The organism is Kitasatospora sp. NPDC059795 (assembly GCF_042732175.1).
GTDB lineage: Bacteria > Actinomycetota > Actinomycetes > Streptomycetales > Streptomycetaceae > Kitasatospora.
On sequence record NZ_JBHWID010000005.1, the window covers coordinates 238,774 to 252,360 of the forward strand.

General features: G+C 73.8%; 12 protein-coding genes. 5 read left to right on the top strand and 7 right to left on the bottom strand.

From position 1 onward, the window contains the following. Positions 1 to 93: 93 nt before the first annotated feature. Positions 94 to 1,116 carry a hypothetical protein gene (locus tag ACFV4P_RS13035; protein ID WP_380470373.1) on the top strand — a complete coding sequence of 341 codons (1,023 nt, stop codon included), beginning with the start codon at positions 94 to 96 and terminating at the stop codon, positions 1,114 to 1,116. Between the two features lie 14 nt (positions 1,117 to 1,130). On the opposite strand, the gene ACFV4P_RS13040 is transcribed toward ACFV4P_RS13035, so the two are convergent. From ACFV4P_RS13040 to ACFV4P_RS13055, 4 genes are all read right to left on the bottom strand, one after another. After that, the gene (locus tag ACFV4P_RS13040) at positions 1,131 to 2,306 is read right to left on the bottom strand and encodes an 8-amino-7-oxononanoate synthase (RefSeq protein WP_380470375.1); all 1,176 of its coding nucleotides are present in this window, start codon (positions 2,304 to 2,306) and stop codon (positions 1,131 to 1,133) included. A gap of 98 nt (positions 2,307 to 2,404) precedes the next feature. Then, positions 2,405 to 2,629: a translation initiation factor IF-1 gene (infA, locus tag ACFV4P_RS13045; RefSeq protein WP_380470376.1), complete on the bottom strand. Its 225-nt coding sequence runs from the start codon at positions 2,627 to 2,629 to the stop codon at positions 2,405 to 2,407. Between the two features lie 79 nt (positions 2,630 to 2,708). Further along, complete coding sequence (locus tag ACFV4P_RS13050) at positions 2,709 to 3,512, bottom strand: GNAT family N-acetyltransferase (protein ID WP_380470378.1); 804 nt, start codon at positions 3,510 to 3,512, stop codon at positions 2,709 to 2,711. 350 nt (positions 3,513 to 3,862) lie between these two features. After that, positions 3,863 to 4,666, bottom strand: coding sequence for an NAD(P)H-binding protein (locus ACFV4P_RS13055; RefSeq protein ID WP_380470380.1), 804 nt, complete (start codon positions 4,664 to 4,666; stop codon positions 3,863 to 3,865). A 63-nt stretch (positions 4,667 to 4,729) separates the two neighbouring features. On the opposite strand from ACFV4P_RS13055, the gene ACFV4P_RS13060 reads away from it, so the two are divergent. Continuing rightward, a complete protein-coding gene (locus tag ACFV4P_RS13060) occupies positions 4,730 to 5,416 on the top strand; it encodes a helix-turn-helix domain-containing protein (RefSeq protein ID WP_380470381.1) in 687 nt (228 codons plus the stop codon). 15 nt (positions 5,417 to 5,431) lie between these two features. On the opposite strand, the gene ACFV4P_RS13065 is transcribed toward ACFV4P_RS13060, so the two are convergent. Next, complete coding sequence (locus ACFV4P_RS13065; protein ID WP_380470383.1) at positions 5,432 to 6,367, bottom strand: hypothetical protein; 936 nt, start codon at positions 6,365 to 6,367, stop codon at positions 5,432 to 5,434. A gap of 340 nt (positions 6,368 to 6,707) precedes the next feature. On the opposite strand from ACFV4P_RS13065, the gene ACFV4P_RS13070 reads away from it, so the two are divergent. Together ACFV4P_RS13070 and ACFV4P_RS13075 are read left to right on the top strand one after the other, a co-directional pair. Continuing rightward, positions 6,708 to 8,474, top strand: a complete 1,767-nt coding sequence (locus ACFV4P_RS13070) for a PT domain-containing protein (protein ID WP_380470385.1) — start codon at positions 6,708 to 6,710, stop codon at positions 8,472 to 8,474. A 60-nt stretch (positions 8,475 to 8,534) separates the two neighbouring features. Continuing rightward, a complete protein-coding gene (locus ACFV4P_RS13075; protein ID WP_380470386.1) occupies positions 8,535 to 9,653 on the top strand; it encodes a hypothetical protein in 1,119 nt (372 codons plus the stop codon). 22 nt (positions 9,654 to 9,675) lie between these two features. On the opposite strand, the gene ACFV4P_RS13080 is transcribed toward ACFV4P_RS13075, so the two are convergent. Together ACFV4P_RS13080 and ACFV4P_RS13085 are read right to left on the bottom strand one after the other, a co-directional pair. Next, positions 9,676 to 10,158 (bottom strand): hypothetical protein, encoded by a 483-nt coding sequence (locus tag ACFV4P_RS13080; RefSeq protein WP_380470388.1) that lies wholly within the window; start codon positions 10,156 to 10,158, stop codon positions 9,676 to 9,678. A gap of 227 nt (positions 10,159 to 10,385) precedes the next feature. Further along, entirely contained in the window at positions 10,386 to 10,991 is a 606-nt protein-coding gene (locus tag ACFV4P_RS13085) for an AAA family ATPase (RefSeq protein ID WP_380470390.1), read from the bottom strand. A 217-nt stretch (positions 10,992 to 11,208) separates the two neighbouring features. On the opposite strand from ACFV4P_RS13085, the gene ACFV4P_RS13090 reads away from it, so the two are divergent. Continuing rightward, entirely contained in the window at positions 11,209 to 13,569 is a 2,361-nt protein-coding gene (locus ACFV4P_RS13090; protein ID WP_380470392.1) for an FAD-dependent monooxygenase, read from the top strand. Positions 13,570 to 13,587: the final 18 nt, after the last annotated feature.

Consider the following 13,587-nt stretch of genomic DNA (forward strand, 5'->3'; position numbering starts at 1 on the left):
GCGGGCGGGGAGTCCGGCCGAACGGCGGCATGATTGCCGCGATGCGCGGAAATCGATGGTCTCTCCGGTGCCGGCCGGGCGAAACTGGCGCGCATGACGAGCGATGAGTACTCGGCCGATCCCGCGTTGCGACGAGTTCTGGACAAGGCCGGCGGGCCGGAGCTGCTGGACCTGCTGGCCAAGGGGCTGACCGGGACGGATCTGACCACACTGCTCCTGGAGGTCTTCCGACGTCGCGCCGATCGGCTCACCCCGGCCGAGGTGATGCGGCGTTATCGCACCGACCGGTTCGTGACCCCGGCCCCGACAGCGTTCGCGGACATCCGACGAGCCGAAGACTTCCTGCTCGCGGCGCTGCCGGATGACTTCCAGCTGCTCACCTTGGCTCCGCTCGTCCCCCTGGCAGCACACACAGCGGTCGCGACCGTCGACCCGCGCAAGGTCGTCGCCACCATTCGTGGCAGCGAGGTCGCGGCCGACCCGACCAATGCCCTGGCCCTGGAGGGAGCCCGGCGGAGATCCCAGGCCCTGGCCGCAGATCCCCGCTCGGCCGTGCCGGTCCGGATGGCCGCCAGCCAACGAGTCGTGCGTGCCCAGCACTTCGACGCGCCCGGCATGCTCGCACACTTCCACCTGTTCGCGCTGGTGACCGCCAGTCGGGACACCGGCAGCCGGACCTTCGAACAGCAGCACCTGGTCGAGCACCTGCAGTTCGCCGTCCGGGCGATGGCACGTGCCGGAGTGCGCCACACCGAGATCCGCATCACCTGCCTCGACGGGTCCACCGCACCGATCTTGGGCCGCACACGTACCGAGCTGGCCGGAACACCGGGCGTTGACATTGTCGACGATCCCGACCGGGCGACCGGACGCGGCTACTACACCGGCCTTTGCTACAAGATCTACGCCACCGTCCACGGCTGGCAACGGGAAGTCGCGGACGGCGGGTTTGTCGACTGGACCCAGCACCTCACCGGAAACCGCAAAGAACGCCTCCTGATCAGCGGATTCGGCGTCGACCGACTCGCCGCCGCACTGACGCCACCCGCCGACTCCGAACGTCAGTGGGGTGGGGCGGCCAGGTCAGGTCGTGTTCGGCGGCTGACCGGCGGCTGACCGGCGAGCGGGGCCTACCGGGTCTTGACCACCACGCCGACCGCGAAGGCGATCTGGTCGTCGGTCAGGTCGGCGCGGGCGGTCAGGCGCAGCCGGGGCACGCCGTCGGGCACGGACGGGGGGCGGAAGCAGCCGACCGCGAGTCCTTCGTCGCGGCAGGCGGCGGCCCAGCGCACGGCGTGCTCCGGGTCGTCGGCCCGCACCGACACCACCGCGCCGTCCGGTGCGGTGGTGTCGAGGCCGAACTCGGCGAGCCGGGTGGAGAGTTCGCGGGCCACCCGGAGTGCGTCGGCGGCCCGGCCGGGTTCGGCGCGCAGCAGGCGCAGCGCGCCGAGTGCGGCGCCGACGGCGGCCGGGTTGAGGCCGGTGTCGAAGATGAAGGTGCGGGCGGCGGAGACCAGGTGGCGGATCACCCGTTCGGGGCCGAGCACGACGCCGCCCTGCGCGCCGAGCGACTTGGAGAGCGTCGCGGTGGCGACCACGTCGGGCCCTCCGGCGATTCCGGCGGCGGCTCCCGCTCCGGCGCCGCCGGGGCCGAGCACGCCGAGGCCGTGCGCGTCGTCGAGGATCAGGGCGGACCCGAACTCGCGGGCGACGGCGAGGTGTTCGGCGAGGGGTGCGGCGTTGCCGTCGACCGAGAAGACCGAGTCGGTGACCACCAGGGCGCGCGGCAGGGTGCGGGCGGCGAGGGCCTCGCGGACGGACCGCGGGTCGCTGTGGGCGGCGCGGGCGACCTGGCCCTTGGACAGTCGGCAGCCGTCGATGAGCGAGGCGTGGTTGTGGGCGTCGGAGACGATCAGGGTGTCCGGGCCGGCGAGTGCGGTGAGCACGGCCAGGTTGGCGGTGTAGCCGGAGGAGAACACCAGGGCCGCTTCGTAGCCGCAGAACTCGGCGAGTTCGCGTTCGAGTTCGGTGTGCGCGGCGGTGGTGCCGGTGACCAGTCGGGAGCCGGTGGAGCCGCCGCCCCACCGCCGGGCGGCCTCGGCGGCGGCGCCGGTGACCGCCGGGTGCCTGGTCAGGCCGAGGTAGTCGTTGGAGGCGAGGTCGAGCACGTCGTCCTCGGCGGCGCGACTGCGCAGCCGCCTGGTCAGCCCGGCGGCCTCCCGTGCGGCGGCCGCCGCGTCCACCCAGTCGAACACCGTCTCCGGGCGCGCGGCCCGCTCCCCTGCCCTGACCTGCGACTCTTCCATGCCCGGCACTCTGTCACTCGGCCGGGCGCGGGGGCAACGGCCGCCGCCGCGATGTGCGCCTTCGCACACCGACGGCGGCCGCTGCCGTTCCGGACGGGTCAGTTGCGGTAGCGGTACATGATCCGTCCCCTGGTCAGGTCGTACGGGCTGAGCTCGACCAGGACCCGGTCGAACGGGAGGATCTTGATGTAGTTCTTGCGGATCTTTCCGCTGATGTGGGCGAGCACCTGGTGGCCGTTCTCCAGCTCCACCTTGAAGGTGGCGTTGCGCAGGCACTCCATGACGGTGCCCTCTATTTCCAGGCCTTTGCTGATACGCGGCAAGGTTTCTCGTTTCTCGATTCGGTGAAGCGGGGGTGGCGGGGGTGGTCGTGAGGGGTGGCGAGGGTGGCGGGCGCCGGTGTCAGTGCGGGCCGCGCACCAGTTCGGCGAGGTGGCCCGTGCGCCGGGCCCCGGACTGTTCGAACAGGGTGGTGGCGGCGGTGTGGGACTGGTCGATCTCCGTCCACGCCGTGTCGATGCCGGCCTCGTGCAGGGTGGCGAGGGCGTGCCGGAGCAGCGCCCGGCCCGCGCCCCGGCGGCGGAGTTCGGCCCGGACGGCGAGCAGCCCGATCCGGGCCCGGCGGCCCCGGGACACCACGCGGATCAGGCCCGCGTACTGCCCGTCCAGCACGGCGACCGCGTACAGCGACGGGTCGATCAGGGTGTCCCCGGCGGGGTGCGGCCTGAGCTCGGCGGGCATGGTGTGCCAGCCGACGGCGGCCTCGACCTGCGCCCGGACGTCCCGGTCGAGGGCGCGCAGCAGCTGCTCGTCGGCGGTGCCGGCGGGCAGGATCGTCACGCCCTCGCCGGCCGGCTCGGCCTGGTCGGCCTGGTCGGCCTGCTCGGTGGCGGGTTCGGTGGCGGGTTCGGTGCGGGTGGGCATCAGGTACTCCCACTCGCGCCGTTCGACGGTGAACCCGGCCCGCTGCCAACGCGACGCCAGTTCGGCGTCCTCGCCGCCGACCAGGGTGTGGAGCACGGCGCCCGGCAGTTCGCCCAGCATCGCGTCGGCCAGCGGGTCGAACGCCTCGTCCTGCCAGACGTCGATGCTGACGAAGAGTCGGCCGTCGGGCCGCTGGGAGACGTCACCGTGGCCGACGATCTGCTCGTCCGCCACCGCCTGCCACTGGGCCTCGTCGACCCGGTTGATCATCACAGTGTTCATGGCTGTCGCCTTTCGGAAGTACCTGCACAGCAAGGCGCTCCCGACAGCGACTCGATCAGCCGCACACCGTGAGGAAAAGGGGGAGCACCCACCTTGGTCCAGCTCTCATGGGTGTTCACCTCCTCGCATCCTGTCACGGTGATCCGCACGTTAGCAGCCGTCCTCCGGTACCGCCAAACGATTTAGAGGTCGCGCAGACAGGCGCGGTGGGGCACCTCGGAAGAAGAAGAGACACAGGGCCCGGTGATCACGGGGCTGCGACGCTCCGTGATCACCGTGAGACCTGTGCCCGCCTTGCCGCCATGGCTGATCGAACCCCTGTGGAACCAGTTGCGCGGCGCGGCGGTCGGTTACGGCATTGCCGCGAATGCCTCCCGATGGTCGCGTGCCCACTGCTCGAACGTGCCCGCCGGCCGACCGAGCACTCGCGGCACGTGGTCGGTGACGTAGGCCGCACCGCCGGCACGTGCCCAGCCGACGCCGGTGCGCATCCCGGCCGGCAACCGGTCGAGCGCATTCGTGTCGGTGGTCCTGACCGGCCGTTCCAGCACGCCCGCCAGGATCGCGGCCTGGTCCGCGAACGTCAGCAGCTCCGGCCCGGTCAGGTCGTACCGCTGCCCGTCGTGCGCATCGCTGGTCATGGCGGCGACGGCGACCGCGGCCACGTCCCTCGGGTCGACGATGGCCTGCCGGGAGTCGCCGGTCAGGTTCGGGATCGGCTCTCCGGCCTGGATCAGCGCCCGGTGCCACAAGACGTTCGAGGCGAAGCTCGGCGGGCGAAGCATCGTCCACGCGAGCCCGCTGGCCTCGATCGCCTCCTCCGCGGCGAGGTGCCACGCGCCGACGGTCGCCCCGTCGAACCGCTCGCCGCTGCCGATGGCGGACAGCTTGACGATCTTACGGACGCCTGCCGCCCGCGCGGCCGTGACCAGGGCGATGTCGTGGTCCGCGGTGGGTGCGGGGGGCACGGTGACGAGGAAGACCGTGTCGACGTCGGCCACTGCGCGCGCCAGCGACGCCGGGTCGTCGAAGTCGGCCCGCACCCCGCCGGGCCGCTCGCGGCGGGACATCGCCCGGAACGGTAGGCCGCGCTCGGTGAGCAGGCGGACGACGTGACTGCCGATGGTGCCGGTGGCACCGGTAACAAGGATCATGCCCCGACGATGACAGCGCTCTCGCGGCCCCTGATAGGAAGTTTCGGCACTATCGTGGGCCGCGTGAGTTCTCTCGTCGTGCCGCCTGCCCTTCTGCGGTGGGTGGCCGGGATCGAGGTCGCTACGGCGGTCGGGTCGGCGGCGGTCGATGTTCCCGACCACGCCACCACGCTTCTCGTGCGCACGGACAAGCCCGAGCTGGTCGTCATGGGTCCCCGCACCCGGGCCGCCTATCACGTCGCCGCGCCCGGCCACTCGTGCGTGCGGGTTCGGATGCGGCCGGGGCGTGCCCAAGCCCTGCTCGGACGTTCGCTGAATGGTCTCGCCGACGGTGCCCTGCCGCTCCGCGAACTACCGGACCTGGACATCGACCAGCTCGCCGCCGACCCGGTCACCGTTCTCGAAAGAGCGTTGGCCGACCGCCCGGAGCCGTCGGGGCGGCTCGAAGAGGCGGCGCGTCTCCTGGTCGGCACCACTGTCACCGCGACCGCGGCCCGCTTGCACATCAGTGAGCGCCGCCTGCACGCCCTGTTCACCGACGCCACCGGCTTGTCCCCCAAGCACTTCGCACGCATTGACCGCGTTCGCACCGTGCTCGCGGCCGATACGGGCCGCTGGGCGGACATCGCCGCGACGGCCGGCTACTACGACCAGTCCCACATGACGGCCGAGTTCCGCCACTTCATGGGTGTCCCACCGGCCGCGTTCACCGCTGGCCGGCGCCCCGCAGCGACTTCGTGCACTGCCTGAGTTCCCTGTGCCTCTTCATCTCCCGAGGTGCCCCGTCGCGCCTGTCTGCGCAACCTCTTGATTTCGCGCCGGACTGGTGACCGTGAGCCCCGGGATCGGGGTGCCGACCGGCACCAGCTTCTGCCCGACCCAGCCGTCCTCCGGGCCGGTCGGCGCGACGATCGACCGGTACCGCGTGGCGAACGCCGCCACCTGGGAGCGCTTCACCCCCTCAGCGAGCTCGGCCGGCACCCAGCTCTCCTTGTCGTTGCTCGTGACGTTGACGTCGAGCCCGAACTCGCAGTCCTGGCTGCCCGCCACGAAGTACACCTCGAAGGTCCGGGCGTCACCGGCGGCCCCGCCCTCCAGGTAGATCGACTTGGAGAAGTACGGGTCGCCGAGGGCGAAGTGGCTCCCGGTGTCGCCCGGAAGCAGCGTGCGGGCCCTGGGACTGCGCTCGGCGAGGTCGAACGCCAGGACGGTCTTCTCCACTTCCTCCCCCGGTCCGCCGATCGGCCCTGGCAGTACCAGCGTGCCGTCGGTCGGGGCCGTGCACCGGACATCCGTGAGCCGCATGCCCTGGATGATGACGGTGCCCTCGTGCAGGGCGCGCACCGTGAACCGCGCGGCCCCGGCGCCCACCACCCGCACGTCGTTCGAGTCGAGCCAGGAACGGTATGCGGGCGTTCCGATCGCGTAGCCGGCCGCCGGCCCGAGGCTCGTCGTCGCTCCCGGGAACGCGAAGTACTGCGGCACGTAGTCGGCCCCTCCCCCGGCGATGGACACCGGCGGCCCGTCGGCGCGGGCCTTCTTCTCCTCCTCTTCCTGCTGCGCCCGCCGGTCCCCGTTGGCGTCCGCACTCGCGGAGCGGTTCGCGGGGACGAGCGCCATCACCCCGGGGACGATCGCCGCCCCCGCGACCACCAGGGCGAGGATCGCGAGCCAGGTCTCCGCCTTCCGGTACCAGCGCACCGGCGGGACGGGGCTCGGCCCGGGCCCGGGCGGCGGAACAGGCGGAGCGGGCGGGACCGGCGGGACGGGCGGGACGGGTGGGACGGGTGGCGGAGCGGGGTTCGACACGCTTCTCCTCCAAGACGCGGAACGATCGACCCCGCAAGGGTTTCTGACGCGGCGTCACCTTCGCCAATCCGGCGTCAACCGCCGTACGCACCGGAGGGGCCAACCACCGGGCCGCTGTCACCGCCGGGTGGGAGGCTTGGCGGGCCGACGGAGCGGGGATGGTCCGGGGGCGGATCCGGGGGCGGATCCGGGGAGGGGAACGACGATGGGGCGTCAAGTACGTAGCTGGACAATGAGGTTGGCACTGTGGTGGCTGTGGATGCCGCTGCTCGCCGCGCTGGTGTGGGCGGTGAAGCATGTGGTGTTCGGCGGCTTCGGCCAGCAGGACCAGAGCTACCGGCTGTGGCTGAAGCGGGAGTTCTTCCCGCACGGCGGGTTGGTGGACGCCGCGCCGCTGTTCTGGCTCTGGGTCGCGGTGGGGCTGGGCGGCACGGCCTGCGCGGTGGTGCTGTGGGCCGCCGGCGAAACGGGCTCGCGCCTCGGCTGGCGGGCCGGGGCGACCGCCGCCGTGCTGGCGCTGGCCGTGGCCGGTTCGCTGGTGCGCGCCGGAACGGGCATCTGGGACAACGACAAGGACGCGGGCCGCTTCTACGCGGCGGCGACCGTCCTGGACGTGCCGGCGGGCGGCGAAACCCCCCGTTCGGTGCAGGCCGTGACGGAGCACACCCGCCCCGGCGACGGCACCCGCTGCGACCTGGTCGGGACGGCGGACGTGCCGGCCTGCGTGAAGACCGCGCCGATGCCGGACTTCGACTTCGAAGCGCGCACCGCCTCCTACGCGGCGGCCACCAAGGCGCTCACCGACAGCGCCGGCCTCTCCTCCGGCATCCACCTGATGGGCCACAGCCTGCACTACCTGCCGAACGCCGGGAAGGACGGCGGGGTCTGGACGGCGGTGCTGGACGGCTCGGGCGAGCAGCCGATGGAGGGCATCGCGGTCTGGGACGGCGGCTCGAACTCGGTGGTCAGCTGCGCCTTCCGCGGCGACCACGCGTTCGACCGGGCGTTCGGCGGGACGGGCGCGGTCAGCCTGCGCAACCTGCTGGCCGAGCGCTTCCCGGACCTCGTCCACAGCGACCAGGACGTCTGGGGCTACTGCGACGGCCCCGACCCGCGCACCGCGCAGCCGGTGGTGGTGATCTCGGTGGCCCGCCAGACCGCCTGGAAGCAGCGCACGGTCCTCGCGCCCGCCGGCGTCCTGGTCCTGCGCGGTTCGCCCAGCGGCCGGCCGGACATCACCTACCGCGCCGAGGTCGCACCGGGCGACCTGCCGGGCGCGGTGTACCCGGCGTCGGTGGTGCGCTCGCAGATCCACGAGGTGCAGTGGCTGGGCGGTCGCGGCGCGAAGGACGACCGCGGCTTCGGCTTCGACCACACCTCGGCGAGCACCAACGCCACCAACCCCGGCGAGTTCCTGCTCCGTTCGAAGGCCGACGGCCACCTCTACTACGTCACTCCCCTGGTCCCGAAGGAGAGTTCCTCCCAACTCGTGGTCGCCTACGCCGTCCTCCAGGCCGACCGCGCCGGCGGCGGCCTCAACGACCTGCACGTCTATGTCCGCAGCGACGACGCCCCGGCCGTCAACCTGGACGTGCTGGCCAGCCGCATGGTCTCCTACATGGCGCAGCAGACCTCGATCACCATCAGCGCGGGCCAGGGCGGCGCCCTCCAGGAGCTCGTGCCGTTCGGCAAGGACATGTGGCGCGGCTTCGTGGACTTCAACGGGCAGACCCAGGACTACATCGACCTCTCCGGCGACGCGACGGTCTCCCCCAACCTGGTCTCCCTGACCGGCCAGATCACCCCGCCGGGCGGCCAGCCGCAGACCCAGCCGACGGACCAACCCTCGGGCCAGCCTTCGGGCCAACCGAGCGGGCAGCCGAACGGCCAGCCCGCCGCGAGCGGCTGCGGCGGCGACCCGAACCAGCTCACGAACTCCCAACTCGCCGCCTGCGTGGCCGAGTTGTCGAAGGCTCTGCAGGGTCGGGTGCACGACTGACCCCTGCCGGCCGAGAACCCTCCGGGCGGGGCGGATACGGTGGAGTGATCGAGGAGAGAGGTGCGGGCGGTGGCGGTGGCGGTGCCGAGCGTCGAGACGGCCAGGGCGTGGCAGAGCGGGCTGCGGGATGTCGCGCCCGGGCTGTCGGAGCGTGAACTGGACGCGGTGGAGGCCCGGTTCGGGTTCCGGTTCGCACCCGACCACCGGGTGTTCCTGGCGGCGGGGCTGCCGACCGGGCCGAGCTGGCCGGACTGGCGGTACGGCGACCCCGAGGAACTGCGCGAGCGACTGGCCTGGCCGGTCGAGGGCACGCTGTTCGACGTCAGCCACGGGTACTGGTTCCCGCGCTGGGGCCCCGAGCCCGCGGACGCGGCGGAGCGGGAGCGGGTCGCCCGGGCGGCGCTGGCGACCGTGCCGCAACTGGTGCCGCTGTACGGCCACCGCTACCTGCCGGCGGCGCCGTTCGGGCCGCGGCACCCGGTGCTGTCGGTGTACCAGACCGACATCATCGAGTACGGCCGCGACCTGGCCGACTGGGTGCGCGCCGAGTTCACGAGCGGCCCGCATCGTGGCGTATCGGTCTCCACCGTCCCGTTCTGGTCGTACTTCGTGACCGACGGCCCGGAGACCGTCTACCTCACCCCGCACGACCCGATGGCGACCACCGCCACCGAGGCGGTCGAATACCTGCGGATGCTGGCGCTGGAGCGGCTGGTGGGCCGTCAGGTGGACGACCGGCAGCTGATCACGGCGGGCCTGGTGGCGGACGCGCTCGGCGTCCACGCGCCCTCGCTGCCGCGCCTCGCCGTGCCGGCCGGTGGCGAGGACCCGGCGCAACTGTTCGAACAGGTGCTTGCGGAGCTGGGGTTGACCGACTCGCTGCCCGCCGACGACACCGACCTGCCGTACGAGCGGGCCCGCTGGGAGCTGGTCCGCTGGTGGCTGCGGCTGATCCTGGACGGCGGGCTGCGCGCCTCGACGGGCGTCAGCGTGATCACCCACGGCGGCTGGGGCCCGCTGGGCCGCCCCGAGTCGCTGCGCCCGCTGGTCGAGCTGAGTCCGGATCGCCTCTCCCGGGACGCCCTCTCCCGCACCGACCTCGGCCGCGCGACGGTCACCGAGGCCCGCCGCCTGCTGGCCGGCCCGTGGCCGCCGGGCGACGGCGCTCCCGCGTCCTGACCCACTGCCGCCGGTCGAGGGTCTACCCGGGCTCGGCGAGCAACCGGGCGGCCAGCTCGTGCAGTTCGGCCACCAGTTCCGCGCTCACCCCGCCGCAGTGCTCCCGCTGGTCCTCCGCCCGGTGCAGCCACAGGTAGAACGGCCACAGCGGCGAGCCCGGGTCGTCCGCGAGGCGCAGCCCGAAGCCGATCCGCGCGGCCGCCTCCGCCGGGTCGAGGCGGCCGTCCAGCAGATCCCGCAGCCAGTAACGTGCCAACGCCCACTCCCGGGCCTTCCGGCCGGCGGGCAGCCGCAGCGCCGGAGCGAGTTCCTGCGCGATCACGTCCAGCAGCCGGCGCGCCTCCAGGACGTCCCCCTCGGGCAGCACCCCGAGCTCCCACAGCCCCGGGCAGTCCACCCCGCCGGCCAACGCCGCCCGCGCGGCCTCCACCGCCTCCGCCACTCCGCCGGGCGCGCGCTCCAGCAGTACCCGGCGCAGCGGTTCCAGAGCCTCGTCCCGTTCCATGGCGCGAGCGTAGCCACCTGCTCCGGCGCGGAGCGACGCGTTTGCCTGTGCTCAGGCCCTTCGGCGGCCGCCTGCGCGCGGACCGGCACCGCCGAACGCTCCGCGGCCGCCCGCAACCGCCGACCTGCGCGCCCTCGCCGCACGGATCACCACGCCGGCACGCTCACCGCCGCCCGGACAGCGGCCCGCACGAAACCGTTGCCGAGCGGCGAAGCACCCAGGAGCGCTCAGGCCAGGGCGGCTGCCAGGCGCTGCGGAAGAGCGTCGTAGGGGCGGCAGTCGAGCACCGGGAGGCCGTGGGCGCGGGCCTGGGCGGCGAGCCAGTGGGAGTATTCGGCGCTGACGGCAGCGCGGCCGGGCTGGGGCCCGAGGTGCGGCTCGCGGTGGGCGTAGTTCGCGCCGATCCGCGCCGGGTCGCCCTCGTGGAGGAAGACCGCGCGCACGCGCCTGTGCTGCTCGGCGGCCTCCGCGGCGGCCCGCGCGGCGGCGGCGGGGGTGAGGTAGTCGCCCTCGACGACGGCCGGCACCTCGACGCTCAGCCGGTTGCGCACGACGCCGAGCACGGCCTCGTCCATGGCCTGCGCGGTGGCGATCTGCAGCTCCAGAACCCGGTCGGCGCCAAGCTCCCGCTCCGGGTCGCGGTGGCCCGCGAAGAGGTGGAGCGACGGGTGGGTGGCCGGCGTGGTCGCGGCCTGGAGCGCCGCGACGACGTCGTCGAACTCGACCGTGAACGCGCCGCGGGCCTCGGCGAGGCGGGCGGCGGCCCGGCTCTTCCCGACGCCGGAGGCACCCCCGATCAGCAGGACGTCCCAGGGATGGTGATCGCTACGCATGCGCTCACCGTAGGCGACGGCGGAACTCCGCCCGGGAAGCAGGGTCCGGCCGCCGGCTCAGGGCCCAGTTCGCCGCTGCTTGCGGCGCGGACCCGGAGGCCGGAGATTCGGCATAGCACCCCGTATGCCACCCACGCCGCCCGCGCCGCCCGCGCCGCCCGCGCCGCCCTTCGGCGATCGGCCGGTGGCGTGGCCAGGATGGGAAGGGGCTCAGGACATGGCGGACCCGCACACCGGGCGCACCCCGCACGGCGGACCGGCCCGGGCAGCCCGTTCGCACCGCCGCCCGATGCGGGTGGCCTGCATCGGCGGCGGGCCCGGCGGCCTGTACTTCGCCGCGCTGTTCAAGCGGCTCGCGCCGGACGCGGACGTCACGGTCTGGGAGCGGAACGCGCCGGACGACACCTTCGGCTTCGGCGTGGTCTTCTCCGAGGAGGCGCTGGGAGGCGTCGCCGCCGCCGACCCGGTGGTCTACGAGGCGATGGCGCGCGAGTTCGCCCGCTGGGACGACCTGGACGTGCACTACCGCGGCGAGGTGATCACCTGTGGCGGCCACGGGTTCGCAGCGATGTCCCGCCGCCGACTGCTCGCCGTGCTCCAGGACCGCTGCCGCGAGCTGGGCGTCCGGCTGCGCTTCGGCCGGCCCGCGCCGCCGGCCGGGCTCCTGGCCGCGGAGCACGATCTGGTCGTGGCCTCGGACGGCGTGCACAGCGCGACCCGCGACGCACGGTCCGCGGCGTTCGGCTCGTCCGTGACCCCGCACCGCTGCCGGTACATCTGGCTCGGCACCGACCTCGTCCTCGATGCCTTCCGCTTCGACTTCGTCCCCACCGAGCACGGCGTGATGCAGCTGCACGCCTACCCCTACAGCGCGGACGCCAGCACCTTCGTCGTCGAGATGCGCGACGAGGTGTGGCGGGCCGCCGGCCTCGACCGCAAGGAGCCCGTCACCGCCTGCGAGCGGCTGTTCGCGCACGTCCTGGCCGGGCACCGCCTGTTCGGCGGGGCCGCCCCGCACTGGACGACCTTCCACACCGTCGCCAACTCCCGCTGGCGGGACGGCAACATCGTGCTGCTCGGCGACGCCGCGCACACCGTGCACTTCTCCACCGGTTCCGGCACCAAGCTGGCCCTGGAGGACGCCTTCTCGCTCGCCACCGCCCTGCACGAACAGCCCACCGTGGACGCCGCGTTGGAGGTCTACGAGGCGGAACGCCGCCCGGTGGCCGAGTCCCTCGGGCGGGCGGGCCGGGCCAGTCTGGAGTGGTTCGAGAACGTGGCCCTCTACCTCGACCAGCCGCCGTTGCAGTTCGCCTTCAACCTGCTCAGCCGCAGCCGCCGGGTCACCCACGCCAATCTACGGCTGCGCGACCCGGAGTTCACGGCCCGGGTCGAGCGCGCCTGCGGCGTTCCGGCGGGCACCCCGCCGATGTTCACCGAGCTGACGGTGCGTCAACTGACGCTGCGCAACCGGGTGGTGGTCTCGCCCATGGACATGTGCTCCGCCGCGCCGGGCCCCGACAGCGCCGGGGGCGAGCCCGGGGACTTCCACCTCGTCCACCTCGGCGCCCGCGCGCTGGGCGGGGCCGGCCTGGTCATGACCGGGATGGCCGGGGTCGGTCCCGAGGGGCGGCTCGGCCCCGGCGGCACCGGGCTGTGGAACCACACCCAGACCGCCGGCTGGCGCCGCGTCACCGACTTCGTGCACGCGCACACCGGCTCCGCGATCGGCGTGCAGCTCGGCCACGCCGGCCTCCGGAGCCCGACGCACGCGGGCCGGGACGGCCCTGACCGACCGCTGCCGGCCGACGGCCCGACGCCGTGGGCGCTGACCCGCACCGACCTGGCCCGGATCCGGGACGAGTTCGTCCGGGCCGCCCGACGCGCCGCGCGGGCCGGCTTCGACCTGCTGGAGCTCCAGTACGCCCACGGCAGCCTGCTGTCCGCCTTCCTCTCCCCCCTGACCAACCGGCGCGCCGACGCGTACGGGGGCTCGCCGGCGGCGCGGCTCCGCTTCCCGCTCGAAGTCCTCGACGCCGTCCGGCAGGACGGCTGGCCCGACCAGTGCCCGCTCGCCGTGCGGGTCTCCGCCACCGACTGGGCCGAGGGCGGCAACACCGGGGACGACGCCGTCGAGATCGCCCGTGCGCTGGCCGGTCACGGCGCCGATCTGCTGGACGTCTCCAGCGGCCAGGTCGTCCCGGACGAGCGGCCCGACCGCGGGCGGCTCCACAACTCCGGGTTCGCCGACCGGATCCGCCACGCCGCCTCGGTCCCCGTCGTGGCGGTCGGCGCGATCACCTCGTACGACGACGTCAACTCGCTGATCCTGGCGGGGCGCGCCGACCTGTGCGCCCTGGGCCGGCCGCACCTGTACGACCCCCACTGGACCCTGCACGCCGCCGCCGAACAGGGGTACACCGGCCCGGGAGCGCTCTGGCCCGTCCCGTACCGGCCCGGCGGCCGGCCGCCGCACCCCGGCCGGGTCGAGGCCCGCCGGGCGCACCCGCCGCTGCGCCCCGACCCGGCTCCCGCCGCCACCCGGCACCGCCGCTGGCGCAACGGGCTGGCGCCGTAGGGCGGTTCGCGCACCGTG